This is a genomic window from Sinomonas atrocyanea, assembly GCF_030812675.1.
In the GTDB taxonomy this organism is placed as follows: Bacteria; Actinomycetota; Actinomycetes; order Actinomycetales; family Micrococcaceae; genus Sinomonas; species Sinomonas atrocyanea_B.
Genome location: NZ_JAUSTE010000004.1, coordinates 252,947 through 273,200, shown reverse-complemented (window position 1 = coordinate 273,200; position 20,254 = coordinate 252,947). Strand labels below are relative to the sequence as shown.

Here is a 20,254-nt window from a genome sequence, read left to right as displayed (position 1 = left end):
CCGGGCAGGGACTTCTGTCCGGTAACCCACGAATCTGCGTGAGCGAGGCCCCGGCCCGCAACCACCCACTAAGGCGGCCACTCCATACCGTCTAGGCCTCCTAGCCCGGCATCACGCGATCCGCAGCGGTTCTCTCCGAATGGCTACGCGAGCGCCTAGACGCAACCACCCACCTCGCCGTCCACTGCCTCGCCCATGAGGGCGCCAAGCTGGTCCTCGACCTCTCATGCAGCGGCGAGAGTCGATCCGGCGAACTCGTCTCCTTACGTTCTAGCCTAACCGTGCACCGGAACCGCCGGGCCCGATGTTTCGTCCGTCCCGGGTACTAGCCTGCCCGAGGCCGAAAGGGGGCGACCAGTGTGCCGCTGTCCTCAATGGTCAAGAAGAACGGCTCGACTGGGCACTGTTTGCGTTCCGAGTCTGCGGGTTCGTGGCGGCCGCGGTGGCTGCAAGCGGACAACGTCGGCCGGGCCACGGCTTGTGCAGCCGTGGCATAGGACCGCGCAGGGTGAGGCGCCGATCGCAGCGCACACTTCCGCCCGCGCAGGAGCAGGATTGCGACGTCGTTCTTCGGCGTAGGCATGCTCATGTTCGTCTCGGCGATCGCGACGACGTCGCGGCGTCCGCGAGATGGGTACGCCTAACTGGAAGGAGACGTTCCCGGGCCCCGCTCGAAGGCGTCCGGGACGCCGTCGCCGTCCGCGTCGACAGCCTCCTCGCGCGCGACACGGCGGTAGTGCCGGTTGCGGGCGCGGAGCACGACGGCGGCGAGCAGCGCCGCCGTCACGGAACCGGCGAGGATCGCGGCCTTGGCGTGCTCGCCGTGGGCGGAGGCGGGGCTGAAGGAGAGCTCGGCGATGAGCAGCGAGACGGTGAAGCCGACCCCGGTCAGCAGCGCGAGCCCCGCGAGGTCGATCCACTCCAGGTCGGCATCGAGGTCGGCATGCCGGCTCTTGGCCACGAGCCAGGTGGCGGTGAACACGCCGGCGGCCTTCCCGGCCACGAGGGCCGCGGCGATGCCGAGCGCCACCGGGTCCCGCAGCGCCGAGGCGAGGCCGTCCCATCCGCCGATGGCGACGCCCGCGGAGAAGAACGCGAAGACGGGCACCGCGATCCCGGCCGACAGCGGCCGCAGCCGGTGCTCGAAGGTCTCCGCGAGGCCCGGGCCGGCCTCGGGGCCCCCGTTCTTCTGGCTGCGCAGCACCGGCACGGTGAAGGCGAGCAGCACCCCGGCCACGGTCGCGTGGATGCCCGAGGCATGCACGAGGGCCCAGGTCGCGAGGGCGAGCGGGACGAGCAGGTACCAGGCGCGGATGCGGAGCTGGACGAGGACCCCGAACGCCGCGAGCGGCACGAGGGCGAGCAGCAGGTACCCGGGGGCCAGGTCGGAGGAGTAGAAGAAGGCGATGATGGCGATCGCGAGGAGGTCGTCCACCACGGCCAGGGTCAGCAGGAACGTGCGCAGGGCCGCCGGCAGGTGCGTGCTGATCACGGCCAGGACGGCGAGGGCGAACGCGATGTCGGTCGCCGTCGGGATAGCCCACCCCCCCAGCCCGTCGGAGCCGGCGGCGAGGTTGACGCCCACGTAGACCAGCGCCGGCACCGCGACCCCGCCGAGCGCGGCGACGACGGGCACGAGCGCCGCGGCGGGCCGGCGCAGGTCTCCGGCCACGAACTCGCGCTTGAGCTCGAGCCCGGCGACGAAGAAGAACAGGGCGAGCAGGCCGTCGGCTGCCCACGAGCCGACGCTGAGCTCGAGGTGCCACGGCGCGTACCCGAACCGCGCGTCGCGCAGCGCCGCGTACGCCGGCCCGGCGGGCGAGTTGGCCCACACGAGCGCCGCCACGGTCGCGAGCAGCAGGAGGGCGCCGCCCACCGTCTCCTTGCGGAGGATCTCGGCGATGCGGCGGTACTCGGGGTAGCTCCCGCGGCCCAGGGTCGGGGCCAGCGGACGACGGCGTGGGGCGGGCTGCGGCATGGATTCTTCCCATCGGTCGGGGGTCTCCTCGCGGGGAGGACGGACGTCACGCCGACCAGACTTCCCGGCACACCTTCAGCCATTCTACCGGCGCCGGGGGTCCTGAAAGCAGAACAGCGCCCCGGCCCCCGCGAGCGGCGGGTGACCGGGGCGCCGTCGTGCGCTCCTGCCGTGAGGTCCCGGGCGTCCCCCGCCCCGGAACCCTCACGGGGGATTCAGGAGAACAGCGTCCTGATCCCGATCACGGCAACGGCCACGCCGAGCGTCACCGAGATGGACACGAGCAGCAGGTGGACGTTCATGAACCGGGTGGCCCGGCCCTGCTCGTCCTTGGCCCGCGGATCCTTCATGATCCGGCGGAGGAACTGCGGCCACACCACGAGGTTCCACACACCGGCCACGATGAGCACCCAGGAGAGCGCGACGGGCAGCTGCATCAGTTGATCTCGCCGGCGAGCCAGGCCTCGGCCTGCGTGGCCTGGAGGTTGAGGGCCTTGCCGACCATCGGCTCGGCCGCGGAGGCGATCTTGCCGCCGAGGAGCGGGACCGAGGAGCTCACGGTGCCGTTGAGCTCGATGCGGGTCGCACCGCCGTCGGCCGCGAGGCGCTGCACGGCAGCGACGTCCACGGGGGCACCGGCCACCTTGACCTTGATGTCGGCCTGGCGGGAGCCGTCGGCCTCGGGCGCGCCCCAGTTCTCGGTCTGGGTGACGTTGATGTACTCGCCGACCACCTTGCGGGCGATCTCGGGGAGGCGCTGCGTGGGCAGCTGGCGCACGACGGTGGCGGTGAAGGCGCCGGCCACGTCGCCGTCGACCGAGAACGACTCGAGGCGGCCGCCGACGAGCTCGCTCACATGGCGCTGGAACGCCTCGTCCGCGAACACCGCCGCGACGCGGTCGACGGGGAAGTTGAGGGTCTGGCTGGCTGACAGTGCCACAGGGGTCCTTCCGTAGGAGGCTGGGGTTTGGCGGAACGAATGCGGTCCCGGCACAGGCACGCGGGGGCGCGCGCCGAAGACCATCCTAGGATGCCGTGGGGCCGCGATCCGACGCGGGCTGCGGCACGGGGGCGGGCTGCCGGCGCAGCACGAGCACCGCGGCCACGACCCCCACGAGCGTGCCGAGGCTGTTGGCGAGGATGTCCATCAGGGACGCCGTCCGCTCGGGCAGGAACAGGGCCTGCGCGGTCTCGGCCGCCGCCGACGCGGCGACCCCGGCCAGCAGCGCGCCCCACGGCCGGACGCCCAGGAGCACAGCGAAGAGGCCGAACGGGACGAAGAACACGACGTTGGAGGTCCACTCGAGCTGGGCATACCCGAGCCAGCGGGGGAGCCCGTGCGCGTGCAGCCACAGGAAGACGGCCCGGATGGTGCCCGCCTCCGGCCGGTCCACGGGCGAGGGCCACAGGACCACGAGGGCCACCCCGACCAGGTACAGCGCCGCGACCGCCGCCAGGGCGCGCCGCATCCGGGGCCGGAGGGCGGAGGTTCGGGGGATGCGCTGGACCATCCCTCCCATGCTAGGGGCGAACAGGGGCCGCCCGCGCCAGACGCATTGGCTAAGCTGGGACAGCCCCCGGCCTCGCAGAGTGTCGGGGCTGTTGTGCTGTCGTGGCGCGCTGCCCGCTGACGGAGCGCGCGAGTGAGGAGCCAGAAGTGTCTGTTGACGTGCTGCGCCCGGCGAGCCGCGAGGGCGCCCCGATCCTCGAGGGGCTGCGCCGCGCCGTCGGCGAGGACGCGAGCGTCGCCCGGCTCCGCGAGTATGCCTCCAAGCCCGCTGGCCGCCGCAGCCAGGACCTGCAGGTCGTCGCGCCCACCGGGCTCCGGCCGGTGGTCGTCGCCGAGGTGGTCGAGGCACTGCCGGAACCCGGCGCCGTCGTGCTCGCCGTCACCGCCACCGAGCGGGAGGCGGAGGACCTCGTCTCGGCGCTGGGCGCCTACGTCCCGTCCGAGTCCGTCGCGCTGTTCCCGAGCTGGGAGACCCTCCCGCACGAGCGGCTCTCGCCGCGCTCCGACACCGTGGGGCGGCGCCTCGCGGTGCTGCGCCGGCTTGCGCACCCCTCGGCCGCTCCGGCCGACGGCGGCGGCCCGGCGGGCGGCGAGCTGAAGGTCGTGGTCGCGCCGGTGCGGGCGGTGCTGCAGCCGCTCGTCGCCGGCCTCGGCGACCTCGAGCCGGTCTCCCTCACCGTGGGGCAGGACGCCCCCTTCGACGAGGTGGTCCGGGCCCTCGCCGACGCCGCGTACGCGCGCGTCGACATGGTCAGCCACCGCGGCGAGTTCGCCGTCCGCGGCGGCATCATCGACGTCTTCCCGCCCACCGAGGACCACCCCGTGCGCGTCGAGTTCTTCGGCGACGAGGTCGAGCAGATGCGCTGGTTCGCCGTCGCCGACCAGCGCTCCCTGACCGGGCCGAACGTCCACCACCCCACGGCGCTGTTCGCCCCGCCGTGCCGCGAGCTGCTCATCACGCCCGGCGTCATGGGCCGGGCCGCGAAGCTGAAGGGGCGCCTGCCCGCGGCGGCGGACATGCTCGAGAAGATCGCCGGCGGGATCGCGGTCGAGGGCATGGAGTCCCTCGCGCCGCTGCTCGTGGACCGGATGGTCCCGTTCATCGGGGAGCTCCCGGCCGGGTCGGCCGCGCTCGTCATGGAGCCGGAGAAGGTCCGTGCCCGCGCCCACGACCTCGCCGCGACCAACGAGGAGTTCCTCGCCGCCGCGTGGGCCACCGCGTCCGACGGCGGCGCCGCACCGCTCGACGTCGCCCTCGCCGAGGCGGGGGAGGACTCGGGCGAGCACGCCGGCCGGCTCGAGGACGCGAGCTTCGCCACGCTCGGCGAGGTGCGCTCGGAGGCGCAGGAGCGCGGGGTCACGTGGTGGTCGCTCACCTCGCTCGGCGTGGACGAGGAGACCGTCCTGGACATCGACGTGGTCACGATCGCCGCCCGCGAGCCCCGCGGCTACCAGGGCGACGTGGCCGAGATGATGGAGTTCATCGGGGGCCGCGTGCGGGACGAGTGGCGGATCGTGGTCGCCACGGACGGCCCCGGGCCGGCCCAGCGCCTCGCGGAGCTGTTCCACGACGCGAACATCCCGTGCAGCCGCATCGACGGGCTCGACCGGGCCCCGGAGCCGGGCATCATCGAGATCACGAAGGCCCCGGCCGGCAAGGGGTTCGTGCTCGACGGGCTCAAGCTCGGGCTGCTCACCGAGGCCGACCTCCTCGGACGGGCGAGCGCCGCGGGGACCCGCGACATGCGCAAGATGCCCTCCCGGCGGCGCAACGCCGTCGACCCCCTCTCGCTCACCGCGGGGGACTTCGTGGTCCACGAGCAGCACGGGATCGGGAAGTTCGTCGAGCTCGTGCAGCGCAAGATCACCGGCGCGGGGCAGGGCGCGGCCGGTGCCGCGCCGACGCGCGAGTACATGGTCCTCGAGTACGCGCCGGCCAAGCGCGGCGCGCCGGGCGACCGGCTCTTCGTCCCCACCGACCAGCTCGACCAGGTGACCCGGTACGTGGGCGGGGACACACCGTCGCTGTCCAAGATGGGCGGCGCGGACTGGGCCTCGACCAAGTCCAGGGCGAAGAAGGCCGTCAAGGAGATCGCCGGGGAGCTCATCCGGCTCTACTCGGCGCGCATGGCCTCGAAGGGCCACGCCTTCGGGCCGGACACCCCGTGGCAGCGCGAGCTCGAGGAGGCCTTCCCCTACGTCGAGACCCCGGACCAGCTCACCACGATCAACGAGGTCAAGGCGGACATGGAGCGGGAGGTCCCGATGGACCGGCTCGTCTCCGGCGACGTGGGCTACGGCAAGACCGAGATCGCGGTCCGGGCGGCGTTCAAGGCCGTCCAGGACGGCAAGCAGGTGGCGGTCCTCGTGCCGACCACGCTGCTCGCGCAGCAGCACTACGAGACGTTCTCGGAGCGGTTCTCGGGCTTCCCCGTTCGCGTGCGCGCGCTCTCGCGCTTCCAGACGGGCACGGAGTCCAAGGAGACGCTCGAGGGGCTCAAGAGCGGCTCCGTCGACGTCGTGATCGGCACCCACCGGCTGCTGTCCAAGGAGGTGGCGTTCAAGGACCTGGGCCTGGTGATCATCGACGAGGAGCAGCGGTTCGGCGTCGAGCACAAGGAGGAGCTGAAGAAGATGCGCACCAACGTGGACGTCCTCGCGATGTCCGCGACGCCGATCCCGCGCACGCTCGAGATGTCCCTCACGGGCATCCGCGAGACCTCCACCCTGGCCACGCCGCCCGAGGAGCGCCACCCCGTCCTGACCTACGTGGGGCCGTACACGGACAAGCAGGTCTCGGCCGCGATCCGGCGCGAGCTCATGCGCGAGGGCCAGGTGTTCTTCGTGCACAACCGCGTCTCCTCGATCGACAAGACGGCCGCCGCGATCCGCGAGCTCGTCCCCGAGGCGCGCGTCGAGGTCGCCCACGGGCAGATGTCCGAGTCCCGGCTCGAGAAGATCATCGTGGACTTCTGGGAGAAGCGCTTCGACGTGCTCGTGTGCACCACGATCATCGAGACCGGCCTGGACATCTCCAACGCGAACACGCTCATCATCGACCGCGCGGACTCCTACGGCCTCTCCCAGCTGCACCAGCTGCGCGGCCGCGTGGGCCGCGGGCGCGAGCGCGCCTATGCGTACTTCCTGTACCCGGCCGAGAAGCCCCTCGGGGAGGTCGCGCTCGAGCGGCTCAAGGCGGTCGCGGCGCACAACGAGCTGGGCGCGGGCATGCAGCTGGCCATGAAGGACCTCGAGATCCGCGGCGCGGGCAACCTCCTCGGCGGCGAGCAGTCCGGGCATATCCAGGGCGTCGGGTTCGACCTCTACATCCGGCTCGTCGGCGAGGCCGTGGCGGACTTCCGCGGCGAGGGCGAGGAGAAGGTGACGGAGATGAAGATCGAGCTCCCGGTCAACGCGCACCTGCCCCACGACTACGTGCCGGGGGAGCGCCTGCGGCTCGAGGCCTACCGCAAGCTCGCCGCCGCGACCGACGACGCCGGCATCAGCGAGGTCATGGAGGAGCTCGCCGACCGGTACGGCGAGCCGCCCGCCCCGGTGCAGAACCTCGCCGCCGTGGCGCGCTTCCGGGTCCGGGCGCGCGCGGCGGGCCTGACCGACGTCGCGCTCCAGGGCACCATGGTGCGCTTTGCCCCCGCCGACCTCCCCGAGTCCAAGCAGATGCGCCTGGCCCGCATGTACAAGGGGGCGCAGTACAAGCCGGCGTTGAACGCGGTGCTCGTCCCCAAGCCGAAGAGCGCGCCGGTCGGCGGCAGCGACCTCGTCGACGGCGAGATCCTCGCGTGGGCCGACCAGGTGGTGGAGGCCATCTTCGCCCCAGCCCCGGCAGCCACCACCTGACCTACCCAGACCCCGCCAGCCCCGGTTTCGGGTACGCATCTCGTCGCCCTTACGGCGTTCCGGGTACGCATCTCGTCCGGGAATTGCGGTTCCGGGTACGAGAGCGGAGCCGACAAAGCCGCCGTCAGCGCCAGCCCTGCGCCGTCAGGGCGGCGACGACGCGGCTGACAATGTGTGCCTCGCCCCTGACAAGGTCCTCTCGGGTGAGGATCACCTGCGCCCAGCCGGCGGCAACGGTCCTCCGGTTGCGGCTGCGGTCCCACAGCTGCTGCTCGGGCTCGAGGTGGTGCTCGCCGTCGTACTCGATGGCCACGCGGTAGCGAGCGTTGCCCAGATCGACCCAGAGCACCTTGCCCCACGGGTCTACGACGACGCAGTTGGGCTTGAAGGGCGGCAGCCCCGCCCGCTCGAGCATGAGCCGGATCCGCGTCTCCTGGGGCGAATCAGCGCCGACGGCCAGGAGCTCAAGGGCGATCCGGGCCCTCCCCAGGCCCGGGACCCGCCGCTTGCCGCCGACGTAGGCGCGCAGCTGGGCGAGCGTCACCACCGCGGTGCGCGGATGGAAGCCGCGCTCGTGCTCGGAAACCAGGTGTTCTCCCGCGACGATGACGTCGTCCATGGTCAGCTGGCGGACCCCGCAGAGGTCCAGCCAGGTGCGCTCCGGGGTGGTGACTCTCGTGCCGCCGAGCATCATGACGTCCTCGGCGCCGAGCCGGAGCCGGTGCCCGCGCACTTCGAAGCGGCGCGGTTGGCCGAGCCGCTCCGCCGGCCCTGCCGAACGGGCGAGGTCGATCTGGGACGTGTCCTGCGCCCAGGCCGGCAGGGGCATGCCGTGCAGCAGGGGGGCGTCAGGTGGCTGACCGAGGTGGACTCGTGCAGCCTCGTGTACGGGGCCGCCCGGCTCAGCAGATCCTCGCGGGCGTCGAGCGGCCTGCGGATGCCGCGGCTCGGGATGATGATCCGCTCACTGCGCACCTCGCGTGTCCCGAGCCCTGCCTCAAGGCCGTCGAGCAGGGTGAAGGAGGCCGTGGGGAGCCGGTCGGCGGAGCCTGTGCTGTTCGTCACCGTCCCATTGAGCCACGGACGACGGCGATGCCTCCGAAGTTATCCACAGGCCTTTCGTTCCGGGTACAGACAGCGGCCCGCCTGCGGTGCTCCTCAGAGCGGCAGGCGGGCCGTGCGTGTACCCGGAACGGCGGAGGGGCGGCGAGATGCGTACCCGGAGCGCCGAAAGGGCGGCGAGATGCGTACCCGCAACCGAGGGTACGGGGGTGAGTCAGCGGCGGTGCTGGTCGCCCGTGTTGTTCTTGGCCATGAACGTCATCGGGATCCCGAACGCCGCGGCGAACAGGAAGATGAGGGCCGCCATCGGCCACACGTTCGTGAAGTCGAGGAACTGCACGAGGTACAGGCCCAGGAGGAAGAGGACCATGAAGATCACGAAGAGGATGATGCTGCCGCCGAGCGGGTTCGGCTCGAGCGGGCGGTTGTACTGGTCGTCGTCAGACATGTCTCTCCTGTGCGCTGCGTCTAGTAGCCGCCGGCGCCGCTGGTGCCGCCGGTGACGATGGCCACCCCGGAGCTGGCTCCGATCCGGGTGGCGCCTGCTGCAATCATAGCCCGGGCGTCGTCGGCGGTACGCACGCCGCCGGAGGCCTTGACGCCGAGCTCGGGGCCCACCGTGGCGCGCATGAGGGCGATGTCCTCGACCGTGGCGCCGCCGCCGTTGAAGCCGGTGGAGGTCTTGACGAAATCGGCCCCGGCCTCGACGGCGGCCTCGCACGCGAGGACCTTCTGCTCATCCGTCAGCAGCGAGGTCTCGATGATGACCTTGAGGATGGAGGAGCTGCCGTGCACGGCCTCGGCCACGGCCTGGATGTCGTCCACGAGGGTGCCGCGGTCGTTGGCCCGGGCGGCGGCAATGTTGATGACCATGTCGACCTCGTCCGCCCCGTCCAGCGTGGCGCCGCGGGCCTCGAAGACCTTGACGTCGGTCGGGGTGGCCCCGAGCGGGAAGCCGGCCACGGCGCACGTGAGCACGCCCGATCCGCGCAGCGCCCGCGTCGCCGTCTTCACCCAGAGCGGGTTCACGCACACCGACTTGAACCGGTACTGCACGGCCTCGCTGCATAGGGCGAGGATGTCGGCCTCGCTGGCCTCCGGCTTGAGCAGGGTGTGGTCGATGTAGCCGGCAAGGTCCGCGGGAGTCAGTGCGGGCTCGGAAGACACGTCGGCGTCCTTTCGCTTGGGTGCTCCCATACTGGCACATCGGCGGGGGCAGGCGGCCGGGCAAGGCGTGGCGCAGCCGTATCATTGGCGCCGTCGAGCCGGCGCGGGCGCGGAGCCGCGCCCACCGATCTGATCTGAGGGTGTCTGGCGGAAGATGGTGGCCGGTGGGTTGTATCGGAGCCAGGGTGAAACCGACTGGAACGAGTGCCCCGGGTGCACCGGCGCCCGCCGTGCATTGCTCTGCTAGCGTCTAGTTGGAGGGTTGGCAGGCGGGCTTTCCTTGGGTGGTATGTCTTGGGAGCGGAGGGACTGTTGGCAGAGGAACCAGGGCGTCCAGCACGTCTCCCACGACGGCGGAAGCCCAGCATCAACGATGTTGCCAGGATCGCCGGGGTCTCGTACCAGACCGTCTCCCGAGTCATCAACAACGCCCCTGACGTGAGTGCCTCGACCCGAGACCGGGTGCTCGGCGTGATCAAGGAGGTCGGCTACCGCCGCAATCGGACGGCCACTGCGCTCGTCACTAGTCGCTCCACGGTCATCGGGATCCTTACGGACGGCTCTCCTCGCTTCGGCCCGGTGGGCACACTCATGGCTCTTGAGAGCCTGGCGCGGCAGAACGGCTATGCATCGACAGTCGTGACGGTGGATGAGCCCTACGAGGAGAGCGTGCCGAAGGCGCTCGACGCCTTGGACGACGTAGGTGTCGACGGAATCATCGTCATCGCCCCACGCATTGCCATGGCCGCCGCCGTGTGGAGTGCCGATTTCCGGGTGCCGGTCGAGATGATCGCCGCAGGAGCGTCCTCCACACCGAACGTCTTCACCTACTCCGAGAACCAGGAGCTGGGCGCCCGCATGGCGACCCAGCATCTCATCGACCTCGGCCACACGGACATCGCCCATATCGCAGGGTCGATGGAGTGGTTCGACGGCCGCGTCCGCAAGCGAGGCTGGGAAGCGGCCATGCGGGAGGCCGGCCTGAGGCCCGGGCTGTGCATCGAGGGCGACTGGAGCCCCAAGTTCGCCTACGAGACCGGGCTGCGCCTGGTCTCAGAGGGGAGAGTCCCGCAGGCGATCTTCGCTGTAAGTGACCATACGGCGCTTGGCCTCATCCGGGCATTCGCGGAGAACGGCGTCCGTGTTCCTGAAGATGTGAGCATCGTCGGCTTTGACGACGTCGAAGGCTCGGACTATTTTCTTCCGCCGCTCACAACCGTCAGGCAGGACTTCCCGGCACTCGCCCAAGCCAGCATCGAGGTGCTCCTGGGAGCCATCGAGGGGCGCGATGTCGACAGGACCCCCAGTGTCCCGACTCTTGTCGTGAGGGCGAGCGCCATCCCAGCGCGCCTTCGCCAGACCAGCCTTTAAGCCCTAGAGAAACCAGAGCGACGAGCTCCTGGCCCTCCTCCGCAGGCGGGGGACGGGCGGCTGGGCCCACCCCCGTTAGGGGAATCCGACGTTGGCAAGTTCCAAGTGATGCTTGACACATCCGTCCGTGAACGTTCACGATGGTAGGACCGTGAACGTTCACGGGAATCTCATCGAAGAGGAGGAGCCACGGTGACAGTCCACAGGCCGGTCCAGTCCCTAGGGCTCCCATCCAACGTCGGCGTGGGCCAGGTCGACGATAAGCAGTGGGCCCACGCAAGCCAGCTGCTGGCCGCGGCCCAAAGCCCGGGCAACGATCTTGCCAAAGGCGTGGAGGCGTTCGTACCCCGGAACTCCTCGGCGGTCGTGGGCGTCGTCCACAACGGAACCCTGTGGGCGAGCCTGGTCGTCACGGCGGATGGATCAGGCTGTCTCGCAGCGGTGGGCACTGTGGACCCCGATGGCCTGGAACCTTCCGTTGACTTGGCTGGCATCTCGTCGGAGGCGGTCCACTGGGTCCAAGGACACTATGGCCGCTGCAGCCTCGGACTCTTCTTCGACAAGCCACAGGCTGCGGCGTTCCTGAACGCCTCGGACAAGGCTGCCGCCATCCGAGCAGCCTCGACTGCCGGCGGACTCATGCTTTCGCCCGTCCCTCCTGCTCTGGCGCTTGCCCTCGCCTGAGCGGCACCCAGCCGCATCCGCGACCCCAACCCCAGAACGTCCAGGGAATTGCCCCGCGGACACCCCTTCAGCTCACCCTCCCATTCCCCGACTGGAGAACATCATGATTCGCAGAACAGCCTTCCTCGCAGCGGCCGCTGCTATCACGCTGGCCGCCGCAGGGTGCGGCAGCTCATCGACGAGCGCCGCCGGAGGAACCGACTCGGCCGTCTCACAGAAGGCCGAGACTGCCCTCAAGCAGGTCACAGGTCAGGTGCTCAGCAAGGGTCCGAACGGCGAGACTCCATCGCCCGCTTCGGCCACGACGCTGACCTCAGATGAGATCGCCAAGGTCAAGGCCATGGGAGCTACGGCCGCCATCGTCATGCACTACGGCGGCAACGACTGGGCCACGGCGCAGATCGCCGGTCTCAAGAGCGAGTTCGAGAAGCTGGGCATCAAGGTCATCGCCACGACGGACGCCGACTTCAAGCCGGACAAGCAGGTCTCGGACCTCGAGACCGTCATGACCCAGAAGCCGAGCATCATCGTCTCGATCCCCACCGACCCCGTTGCGACCGCGACGGCCTACCGGAAGGCCGCTCAGGCCGGGGCAAAGCTGGTCTTCATGGACAACGTCCCGCAGGGCTTTGTCGCGGGCAAGGACTACGTCTCCGATGTCTCCGCGGACAACTACGGCAACGGCGTGGTCTCGGCCCACGAGATGGCCAAGGCACTCGGCGGCAAGGGGAAGATCGGCGTCATCTTCCACCAGGCAGACTTCTTCGTGACCCAGCAGCGCTACCAGGGCTTCAAGGACACGATCGCGAAGGACTACCCGGACATCCAGGTCGTCGAGGAGAAGGGCATCGCAGGTCCTGACTTCGCCGGCGACGCCCAGGCGGCGGCGAACGCGATGCTGAGCAAGCACGCCGATCTCTCGGGCATCTGGGCCGTGTGGGACGTTCCTGCCGAGGGCGTCATGGCGGCTGCCCGCGCTGCAGGCCGCCAGGACCTCAAGATCGCGACCGAGGACCTCGGCAAGAACGTGGCCATCGCTCTCGCGAAGAACGACCTCGTGGTCGGCCTCGGCGCCCAGGTCCCGTTCGACCAGGGCGTGACGGAGGCCCAGATCGGTGCGGGGGCGCTGCTGGGCAAGAAGGAGCCGGCCTACGTGGCGCTGAGCGCGCTGCCCGTGGACCACTCGAACGTCCTAGACGCGTGGAAGCAGGTCTACCACGCCGACGCCCCGGCGGACCTCCAGAGCTCGTACAAGAAGTAGCGGGCCAGAAGCAGCGGAAGCAGTCGGGCGGGGGCTCAGGCCCCCGGCCGGGAGGGACAACCCATGAACACGCCAGACAATGCCGTCGAGATGCGGTCCATCTCCAAGGGCTTCAACGGGGTTCCGGTCCTGAAGGAGGTCGATTTCGAGGTCCGCAGGGGCGAAGTCCACGCACTTGCGGGCGGCAACGGCGCCGGCAAGTCCACCCTCATGAAGATCCTGCAGGGCGTCTATCAGGCAGACGCCGGCGAGATCCTCATTGACGGGAAGCCGGCCGCCATCAATTCCATCCAGGACGCGAAGTCCGCGGGGATCGGAATGGTCTTCCAGGAATTCAGCCTCGTGCCGAGCCTGACCGTGGCGCAGAACATCTTCCTCGCCTCCGAGCCGCTCGCCGGCGGCTTCATCGACGACCGCGAAGCAGTGCGCCGAGCCAAGAAGATCTTCGACGAGATGGAGGTCAGGGTCGATCCCAAGGCCGAAGTCTCCCGCCTCGGCACGGCGTACTGGCAGCTCACGGAGATTGCCAAGGCGCTGTCTCAGAACGCGAAGGTGCTCATCATGGACGAGCCGACCGCGAGCTTGGCCAGGCATGAGACCGAGGCGCTCTTCGAGCTCATCGACCGTCTCAAGGCGCGGGGCATCTCGATCATCTACATCTCCCACCGCATGGACGAGGTGTACCGGGTCGCGGACCGCATCACGATCCTGCGCGACGGCCGACGCCTGCTCACCGAGCCGCTCTCCACCGTGACGCCCGAGCAGATCGTCGAGGGCATCGTGGGCAAGAAGATCGAGGGGCAGCTCGCGTACCGCGAACGGGAGCACGCGGTGCACGACGGCGTCCCCCTCCTCGAGGTGCGCGGGCTCACCTCCGGACCCAAGGTCCGGGACATCTCCTTCGTCCTGCGGCCCGGCGAAATCCTCGGCCTCGCAGGCCTCATGGGCTCCGGGCGCACCGAACTGGCCCGCACCCTGTTCGGCATCGACAGGGCCACCAGCGGCGAGATCCTCATCAAGGGCAAGAAGGCCATCATCGGCTCGCCCAAGCAGGCGATCGCCGCCGGGCTGGCCCTGATCCCAGAGGACCGGCGTGCCCAGGGCCTCGTCCTGGAGCACTCGGTGCGCGACAACCTCCTCCTGCCCCTCCTCGGCAACATCAGCCGCGGACCGCTCTTGGACATCGGCGAGGGCAAGAAGCTCTCGTCTTCGCTCATCGAAAAGCTCGCTGTGAAGGTGGCCCACCCGAATCGGCCTGTCAGGCTCCTCTCCGGCGGCAACCAGCAGAAGGTCGTCATCGCCAAGTGGCTGGGCACCGACCCCGAGGTGCTCATCCTCGACGAGCCGACGGCCGGCGTCGACATCGGCACGAAGAGCGAAATCCTCGACATGATCCGGGACCTGGCGAGCACCGGCAAAGCGGTGATCGTCATCTCCTCCGAATACCCCGAACTCCTTGCGGTGAGCGACCGAGTCCTCGTCCTCAAGGAAGGCTCCATCATCCACGACCTGCCTCGCGGCGACATCGCCGACGAGGAGTCCCTCCAACTCGCAGTCCAGGGAGTCTGACATGAGCAAGACAGCCCCCGCCGCCACCATCGAGTCGCCGATCTCGCCGAGCTTCGGCGAGAAGCTCAGGAAGCTCGACTGGCGCCGCTACGTCATCTACATCGGCTTCGTCGTGGTCTTCGCGTTCTTCGCGATCCTCCTCCACGACCAGGGTTTCCTGTCGGCGGTCAATCTGCTGAACATCTTCCGGCAGACGGCGACCATCACCGTGATCGCGGTCGGGATGACCTACGTCATCTCGTGCGCTGAGATCGACCTCAGCGTCGGATCCACGGCCGGCCTCTCGAGCGTCGCCACCGCCATGGGCATCTCCCAGTGGGGTCTCGTGCCGGGCATCCTGGCCGGCCTCGCCATGGGCGTGATCGTCGGAGCGATCAACGGCGGTCTCGTAAGCCTGCTGGGCATTCCCTCGTTCCTCGTGACTCTGGGCATGATGGGCATCGCGGTGGGGGCTGCTCAGTGGGCCACCGCATCGGCCCCGCAGCCGATCCTCGACGACACCTTCAACACGCTCTTCGGCTCGGGGAACATCGGCCCGGTCCCCGGCCTGGTCCTGTGGTCCGCGCTCTTCGTGGCCCTCGGCGCAGTCGTCCTGTCCCGCACGAGATTCGGCCGCCAGATTCTGGCGACCGGCGGCAACCGCACGGCAGCCGACTTCACCGGCATCAACACCAAGCGCATCAAGTTCCAGGTCCTGCTGATCTCCGGCATCGTCGCGAGCATCGCGGGCATGCTCTACGCAGGGCGCCTCCAGTCCGGGCGCTTCCAGTGGGGCACGGGCGACGAACTCTCGGCGATCGCCGCCGTCATCCTGGGTGGCACCAGCCTCTTCGGAGGCTCCGGCACAGTGATCGGCACCCTGTTCGGATCGCTCCTGATCGGCCTGATCAACAACGGCCTCATCCTCGCCGGGCTCGACAGCAGCCAGCAGCAGGTCGTCCGCGGCGCGATCATCATCCTGGCCGTCGCCCTGGCGCGGAAGAAGTAGCCATGGGCGCCGCATGCCGCTCCGGAATCATCGGCACGGGCTTCATGGGCGAGGTCCACGCGCACGCCGTTCGGGCCGCGGGCGGGACGGTGAGCTCCGTCGCCGGCCGGACGCCGGCAAGCGCCGAACGCGCGGCCCTCATCCTCGGAGCCCTCCACGCAGCAGCGTCGCCAGAGTCCCTGATCGACCGCGACGACGTCGACGTCGTGCATATCTGCACCCCCAACGCGACGCATGCAGCGTATGCGAAGCGTGCTCTCGCGGCCGGCAAAGCAGTCGTGTGTGAAAAGCCCCTCGCGACCTCGGTCGAGGACGCAGTGGAGCTCGCGGACGTGGCCCAGCGCCACGGAAGTGTCGCATCGGTGCCCTTCGTCTACAGGTTCTACCCGGCCGTGCGGGAAGCAAGGGACCTGGTCCGTCGTGGGGCCGCAGGCCGCCTCTGGCTCCTGCACGGCTCATATCTACAGGACTGGCTCGCCAGCCCCCAGACGACGAACTGGCGCGTCGACCCGGCTAGCGGAGGGTCGTCCCGGGCGTTCGGTGACATCGGCGTCCACTGGTGCGACCTCATGGAATTCGTCACCGGGCAGCGGATCACGCGGCTCGTCGCCTCCACATCGCGGGCGTTCGCAGACCGGCCCGGCAATGGAGGCTCCGCCCCGGTCACCACCGAAGACGGAGCGAGTGTGCTGTTCGAGACCGATCAGGGCGCAACAGGATCCGTCGTGGTCAGCCAGGTCACTCCGGGCAGGAAGAACCGCCTCTGGTTCTCCTTCGACGGGACCGACGCATCGCTGAGCTTCGACCAGGAGCAGCCGGACACGCTCTGGCTGGGACGGACAGCGGCCAGCACCAGGGTCGCTGTGGGCGCCGACACGCTCACCACTGACGCCGGGAGACGGTACGCCCGGCTGCCCGCGGGCCACCCGCAGGGCTACCAGGACAGCTTCAACGCCTTCGTCGCCGACGTCTACGACGCCGTGCGCGGCCATGCACCCGACGGGCTGCCCACCTTCGCCGACGGGCTCCGCGCCGCGCAGCTCACGCAGGCGCTCGTCACTTCAGCCCGCGAGGGCACCTGGGTCGCAACTCCCGTACAGGACGCACCAGCCCACCGGGCTCCCATCACCATCTGAAAGGGCCAAGCCAATGAAACTCGGATACTGCACCATCACCTGGGGCGGCGTCGTCGGCCACCCCGTCGGGGTGACGAGCGTCAAAGACCTCTTCTACATGACCCACGGCTCTATGGAGAAGGCCGTGAAGGACATCGCTTCAGTTGGCTACGAGGGTGTGGAGATGTTCGACGGCAACCTCGTGGAGTACGCCGAGCGGCCCGAGGAGCTGCGCGGTCTCCTCGACGACGCGGGCGTCTCGCTCGTGAGCGTCTACACCGGGGCCAACTTCATCTACGCCGACATCCTCCCTGACGAGCTGCACCGGATTCAACGATCCGCTGAGCTGGCGGCCACGTTCGGGGCAGAACGCCTCGTCGTCGGCGGAGGCGCACGGCGCGCCGCGGGAACCCGCGACGAGGACTACCAGCGCCTCGGAGAAGCCCTCGACCGAGTGGCGGACATCGCCGAGCGAGCTGGCCTGACCGCCAGCTATCACCCGCACCTCAGCACCATCGTCGAGGCCCCGGACGAGCTCGAGCGCCTCATGCCGCTCACCAGGATCGGCTTCTGTCCCGACACGGCCCACCTCGCCGCAGGAGGCGCTGACCCGGCGGCCATGATCCGCAAATACCCCGAGCGCCTCCGCCATGTGCACCTGAAAGACCTCCGCGAGGACCCGTTCGGATTCCTGCCGCTCGGCGAAGGCGTCCTCGACCTTCCGGACATCGTCGAGGCGATCAAGGAGAGCGGCTACGACAGCTGGCTCATGGTCGAGCTCGACGAGTACGACGGAGACCCCCGCGCTGCGGCCGAAATCAGCAAGAAGTATCTGGACGCCCTCCTCCACGCCTGACCCTCATCGAAAAGGAACACGTCATGAAGAATCTCAATGTCGGCCTCATCGGAGGCGGCTTCATGGGCAAGGCCCACTCGCTCGCCTACTCCGCGATGCCCATGTTCTTCTGGCCAGCCCCGGCCATGCCTATCCGCAAGGCGATAGCCGAGGCGACTGACGACCTCGCCGCGGAGGCCGCCCGCCGCTTCGGTTTCGAGCAGTCCACCTCGGACTGGCGCAGAGTCGTCGAAGACCCGGAGATCGACGTTGTGGACATCGCCACGCCGAACCACCTCCACGCCGAGATCGCGATCGCCGCGGCCCAAGCAGGCAAGCACATCATCTGTGAGAAGCCCCTTGCGCGCACCGGCGAGGAGTCCAGAGCCATGTACGACGCAGTCAAGGACGCAGGAATCGTCCACATGGTGGCCTTTAACTACCGCCGCACTCCCGCAGTCGCCCTCGCAAAGAAGTACATCGAAGAAGGCGCAATCGGCCGAATCCTCAACTTCCGCGGCACCTACCTGCAGGACTGGAGCGCCGACCCCAATTCCCCGCTGTCGTGGCGCTTCCAGAAGTCCGTGGCCGGGTCCGGTGCGCTCGGGGACATCGCGACACATGTCATCGACATGGCCCGCTACCTCGTCGGCGAGTTTGCCTCCGTCAACTCGATCCTCTCAACCTGGATCCCTGACCGTCCCATGCAGTCCGGCGGGGCTGACGCCCTCGGCAACGTTCGCGGCGGCGACGGGCCGCGTGGCGACGTCGACGTCGACGACGAGGTCATGACCATGGTCCGCTTCGCCAACGGGGCCGTCGGCTCCATCGAGGCCACCCGCAACGGGTGGGGCCGGAACAACTTCATCACGTTCGAGATCCACGGCACCGAGGGCAGCATCGTCTTCAACTATGAACGCCGCGACGAGCTCCAGGTCTGCTTTGCGAACGACGGCGACGACCGTCGCGGCTTCCGGACCGTCTACACGGGGCCGGCGCACCCCTACGGAAATGGCCTCTGGCCGATCCCCGCCCTTGGCATCGGCTACGGCGAGACGAAGATCATCGAGGCGCACGACTTCTTCAAGGCCATCGCCGATGGCACCAGCGTGAGCCCGAGCTTCGCCGACGGCTACCAGACCGCCCTTATCGACGATGCGATCGTCGCCTCCGCGGAGAAGGACGCGTGGGTCGACGTCCCCCGCATTGCGGAGTTCGCGGACTAGCAGGAACAGCCTCAGGGGTGGGGGCAGCGCACACGCCGCCCCCACCCCTGCCACCACTAGGAGGAAAGATGAACCCGCCATCCGCAACCGACCGCAATCCAGCAGGAATAGAGGGTCAAGAAGCGTGGCTGATGCCCGTCTTCACGCCTAAACCCGATCGGGCAGCCGAGCTACGCACCGCTCTCCGCAATCTCCAGCAGACGAGCCGCAAGGACCGTGGCTGCATCGAATACAGCATCTATGAGGTCGATGGACGATTCGTCCTCATCGAGGGCTGGAACAGCCGAGCTGACCTCGCGAGCCACACCGAGCAGGCCCACGTCCAAGAATTCGTAGACGGTTCGGTCGACCTGCTCGCGGAGCCGTTCACGGTCTCTCCGATCGCCCCAGTGAGCTGACAATCCAACCCCCTAGGAGATCCCATGCCCCGCCCGTTCACCCTGTTCACCGGCCAGTGGGCCGACCTGACGCTCGAGGAGGTCGCCGGGCTCGCCGCGGGCTGGGGCTACGACGGCCTCGAGATCGCCGTCTCCGGCGAGCACCTCGACGCCTCCCGCTGGGACGATCAGGCGTACGTCGACGAGCGCCTGGGCATCCTCGACAAGCACGGGCTGGAGCTCTACGCGATCTCGAACCACCTCAAGGGCCAGGCCGTGTGCGACGACCCGATCGACTTCCGCCACCAGGGAATCGTCGGCTCCGCCGTCTGGGGCGACGGCGACCCCGAAGGCGTCCGGCGCCGCGCCGCCGAGGACCTCAAGGACACCGCCCGCCTGGCCAGGGCGCTCGGGGTCAAGACCGTGGTCGGGTTCACCGGCTCGAGCATCTGGCAGTACGTGGCCATGTTCCCGCCCGTCCCCGCCGCCGTGATCGACGCCGGCTACCAGGACTTCGCCGACCGGTGGAACCCCATCCTCGACGTCTTCGACGAGTGCGGGGTCCGGTTCGCCCACGAGGTCCACCCCTCCGAGATCGCCTACGACTACGTCACCACCCAGCGCGCCCTCGAGGCCATCGGCCACCGGCCCGCGTTCGGGCTGAACTGGGACCCCTCCCACATGATGTGGCAGGGCCTGGACCCCGTCGCGTTCATCACCGACTTCCCCGACCGGATCTACCACGTGGACTGCAAGGACACCCGGATGCGCATGGGCAACGGCCGGGCCGGGATCCTCTCCTCCCACCTGTCCTGGGGCGACCCCCGCCGCGGCTGGGACTTCGTCTCCGCCGGCCGCGGCGACGTCCCCTGGGAGGACTGCTTCCGCGCCCTGACCGCCATCGGCTACGACGGGCCCATCTCGGTCGAATGGGAGGACGCCGGCATGGACCGCCTCGTCGGGGCCCCCGAGGCCCTCGCCGCGCTGAAGAAGTTCGACTTCGCCCCCGCCACCGCCTCCTTCGACGCCGCCTTCAGCAACCAGACCTGACACCAGAACAGCAGCCACGGGGGCGGTCAACATCCTGATACGTGTCGACGACTGGTCAACCCTCTCCGGGTGCGAGATCGAAGTACGCCTGAAGGGCAGGACGGTCTGTACCGGAATCGCAGGAGAGGTCCTCGAAGGCGGGACAGTTCTGCTCGTCCAGCCGTTCAGAGGGGTCCGCACTGCATTCGACCAACGAGACTCCT

General features: G+C 69.3%; 18 protein-coding genes. 11 read left to right on the top strand and 7 right to left on the bottom strand.

Going from position 1 to position 20,254, the window contains the following annotated elements; all coding sequences use genetic code 11:
• Nucleotides 1-640: 640 nt before the first annotated feature.
• The 4 genes from nhaA to J2W20_RS08745 all read right to left on the bottom strand — a co-directional run bounded on the left by nhaA (nucleotide 641) and on the right by J2W20_RS08745 (nucleotide 3,489).
• Nucleotides 641-1,978 (bottom strand): Na+/H+ antiporter NhaA, encoded by a 1,338-nt coding sequence (nhaA, locus tag J2W20_RS08760; protein WP_307006118.1) that lies wholly within the window; start codon nucleotides 1,976-1,978, stop codon nucleotides 641-643.
• A gap of 215 nt (nucleotides 1,979-2,193) precedes the next feature.
• Nucleotides 2,194-2,415: an SCO4848 family membrane protein gene (locus J2W20_RS08755; protein ID WP_307006117.1), complete on the bottom strand. Its 222-nt coding sequence runs from the start codon at nucleotides 2,413-2,415 to the stop codon at nucleotides 2,194-2,196.
• Complete coding sequence (locus tag J2W20_RS08750) at nucleotides 2,415-2,918, bottom strand: DUF2505 domain-containing protein (protein WP_307006116.1); 504 nt, start codon at nucleotides 2,916-2,918, stop codon at nucleotides 2,415-2,417. The genes J2W20_RS08755 and J2W20_RS08750 overlap by 1 nt, the downstream gene beginning before the upstream one ends.
• 85 nt (nucleotides 2,919-3,003) lie before the next feature.
• Nucleotides 3,004-3,489: a VanZ family protein gene (locus J2W20_RS08745; protein ID WP_307006115.1), complete on the bottom strand. Its 486-nt coding sequence runs from the start codon at nucleotides 3,487-3,489 to the stop codon at nucleotides 3,004-3,006.
• 146 nt (nucleotides 3,490-3,635) lie between these two features.
• Here J2W20_RS08745 and mfd point away from each other — a divergent pair, with 146 nt between their 5' ends.
• Complete coding sequence (gene mfd, locus J2W20_RS08740) at nucleotides 3,636-7,346, top strand: transcription-repair coupling factor (protein ID WP_307006113.1); 3,711 nt, start codon at nucleotides 3,636-3,638, stop codon at nucleotides 7,344-7,346.
• Between the two features lie 124 nt (nucleotides 7,347-7,470).
• Here mfd and J2W20_RS08735 read toward each other — a convergent pair whose 3' ends face one another.
• From J2W20_RS08735 to deoC, 3 genes are all read right to left on the bottom strand, one after another.
• Nucleotides 7,471-8,175, bottom strand: coding sequence for a hypothetical protein (locus J2W20_RS08735; protein WP_307006111.1), 705 nt, complete (start codon nucleotides 8,173-8,175; stop codon nucleotides 7,471-7,473).
• 447 nt (nucleotides 8,176-8,622) lie between these two features.
• The gene (locus tag J2W20_RS08730) at nucleotides 8,623-8,856 is read right to left on the bottom strand and encodes a hypothetical protein (RefSeq protein WP_307006110.1); all 234 of its coding nucleotides are present in this window, start codon (nucleotides 8,854-8,856) and stop codon (nucleotides 8,623-8,625) included.
• A gap of 20 nt (nucleotides 8,857-8,876) precedes the next feature.
• Nucleotides 8,877-9,575 carry a deoxyribose-phosphate aldolase gene (deoC, locus tag J2W20_RS08725; RefSeq protein ID WP_373457981.1) on the bottom strand — a complete coding sequence of 233 codons (699 nt, stop codon included), beginning with the start codon at nucleotides 9,573-9,575 and terminating at the stop codon, nucleotides 8,877-8,879.
• 312 nt (nucleotides 9,576-9,887) lie between these two features.
• Here deoC and J2W20_RS08720 point away from each other — a divergent pair, with 312 nt between their 5' ends.
• The 10 genes from J2W20_RS08720 to J2W20_RS08675 all read left to right on the top strand — a co-directional run bounded on the left by J2W20_RS08720 (nucleotide 9,888) and on the right by J2W20_RS08675 (nucleotide 20,051).
• On the top strand, nucleotides 9,888-10,946 hold the full coding sequence (locus J2W20_RS08720) for a LacI family DNA-binding transcriptional regulator (RefSeq protein WP_373457980.1): 1,059 nt from the start codon (nucleotides 9,888-9,890) through the stop codon (nucleotides 10,944-10,946).
• A 243-nt stretch (nucleotides 10,947-11,189) separates the two neighbouring features.
• On the top strand, nucleotides 11,190-11,630 hold the full coding sequence (locus tag J2W20_RS08715; RefSeq protein ID WP_307006107.1) for a hypothetical protein: 441 nt from the start codon (nucleotides 11,190-11,192) through the stop codon (nucleotides 11,628-11,630).
• Between the two features lie 103 nt (nucleotides 11,631-11,733).
• Nucleotides 11,734-12,891 (top strand): substrate-binding domain-containing protein, encoded by a 1,158-nt coding sequence (locus J2W20_RS08710; RefSeq protein WP_307006106.1) that lies wholly within the window; start codon nucleotides 11,734-11,736, stop codon nucleotides 12,889-12,891.
• Between the two features lie 63 nt (nucleotides 12,892-12,954).
• Entirely contained in the window at nucleotides 12,955-14,460 is a 1,506-nt protein-coding gene (locus tag J2W20_RS08705; protein WP_307006105.1) for a sugar ABC transporter ATP-binding protein, read from the top strand.
• A 1-nt stretch (nucleotide 14,461) separates the two neighbouring features.
• Nucleotides 14,462-15,448 carry an ABC transporter permease gene (locus tag J2W20_RS08700; protein ID WP_307006104.1) on the top strand — a complete coding sequence of 329 codons (987 nt, stop codon included), beginning with the start codon at nucleotides 14,462-14,464 and terminating at the stop codon, nucleotides 15,446-15,448.
• Nucleotides 15,449-15,450: 2 nt separating this feature from the next.
• Nucleotides 15,451-16,584 carry a Gfo/Idh/MocA family protein gene (locus J2W20_RS08695; RefSeq protein ID WP_307006103.1) on the top strand — a complete coding sequence of 378 codons (1,134 nt, stop codon included), beginning with the start codon at nucleotides 15,451-15,453 and terminating at the stop codon, nucleotides 16,582-16,584.
• 13 nt (nucleotides 16,585-16,597) lie between these two features.
• A complete protein-coding gene (locus J2W20_RS08690) occupies nucleotides 16,598-17,419 on the top strand; it encodes a sugar phosphate isomerase/epimerase family protein (RefSeq protein WP_307006102.1) in 822 nt (273 codons plus the stop codon).
• Nucleotides 17,420-17,442: 23 nt separating this feature from the next.
• Nucleotides 17,443-18,624, top strand: coding sequence for a Gfo/Idh/MocA family protein (locus J2W20_RS08685; protein ID WP_307006101.1), 1,182 nt, complete (start codon nucleotides 17,443-17,445; stop codon nucleotides 18,622-18,624).
• A 68-nt stretch (nucleotides 18,625-18,692) separates the two neighbouring features.
• A complete protein-coding gene (locus J2W20_RS08680) occupies nucleotides 18,693-19,022 on the top strand; it encodes a putative quinol monooxygenase (RefSeq protein ID WP_307006100.1) in 330 nt (109 codons plus the stop codon).
• A gap of 24 nt (nucleotides 19,023-19,046) precedes the next feature.
• Nucleotides 19,047-20,051 (top strand): sugar phosphate isomerase/epimerase family protein, encoded by a 1,005-nt coding sequence (locus J2W20_RS08675; protein ID WP_307006098.1) that lies wholly within the window; start codon nucleotides 19,047-19,049, stop codon nucleotides 20,049-20,051.
• Nucleotides 20,052-20,254: the final 203 nt, after the last annotated feature.

Bases quoted from the DNA above. Each gene is read 5' to 3' on its own strand.
- nhaA (WP_307006118.1), bottom strand. From the start codon at position 1,978: ATGCCGCAGCCCGCCCCACGCCGTCGTCCGCTGGCCCCGACCCTGGGC.
- J2W20_RS08755 (WP_307006117.1), bottom strand. From the start codon at position 2,415: ATGCAGCTGCCCGTCGCGCTCTCCTGGGTGCTCATCGTGGCCGGTGTG.
- J2W20_RS08745 (WP_307006115.1), bottom strand. From the start codon at position 3,489: ATGGTCCAGCGCATCCCCCGAACCTCCGCCCTCCGGCCCCGGATGCGG.
- J2W20_RS08735 (WP_307006111.1), bottom strand. From the start codon at position 8,175: ATGCCCCTGCCGGCCTGGGCGCAGGACACGTCCCAGATCGACCTCGCC.
- J2W20_RS08730 (WP_307006110.1), bottom strand. From the start codon at position 8,856: ATGTCTGACGACGACCAGTACAACCGCCCGCTCGAGCCGAACCCGCTC.
- J2W20_RS08710 (WP_307006106.1), top strand. From the start codon at position 11,734: ATGATTCGCAGAACAGCCTTCCTCGCAGCGGCCGCTGCTATCACGCTG.
- J2W20_RS08705 (WP_307006105.1), top strand. From the start codon at position 12,955: ATGAACACGCCAGACAATGCCGTCGAGATGCGGTCCATCTCCAAGGGC.
- J2W20_RS08700 (WP_307006104.1), top strand. From the start codon at position 14,462: ATGAGCAAGACAGCCCCCGCCGCCACCATCGAGTCGCCGATCTCGCCG.
- J2W20_RS08695 (WP_307006103.1), top strand. From the start codon at position 15,451: ATGGGCGCCGCATGCCGCTCCGGAATCATCGGCACGGGCTTCATGGGC.
- J2W20_RS08690 (WP_307006102.1), top strand. From the start codon at position 16,598: ATGAAACTCGGATACTGCACCATCACCTGGGGCGGCGTCGTCGGCCAC.
- J2W20_RS08685 (WP_307006101.1), top strand. From the start codon at position 17,443: ATGAAGAATCTCAATGTCGGCCTCATCGGAGGCGGCTTCATGGGCAAG.
- J2W20_RS08680 (WP_307006100.1), top strand. From the start codon at position 18,693: ATGAACCCGCCATCCGCAACCGACCGCAATCCAGCAGGAATAGAGGGT.
- J2W20_RS08675 (WP_307006098.1), top strand. From the start codon at position 19,047: ATGCCCCGCCCGTTCACCCTGTTCACCGGCCAGTGGGCCGACCTGACG.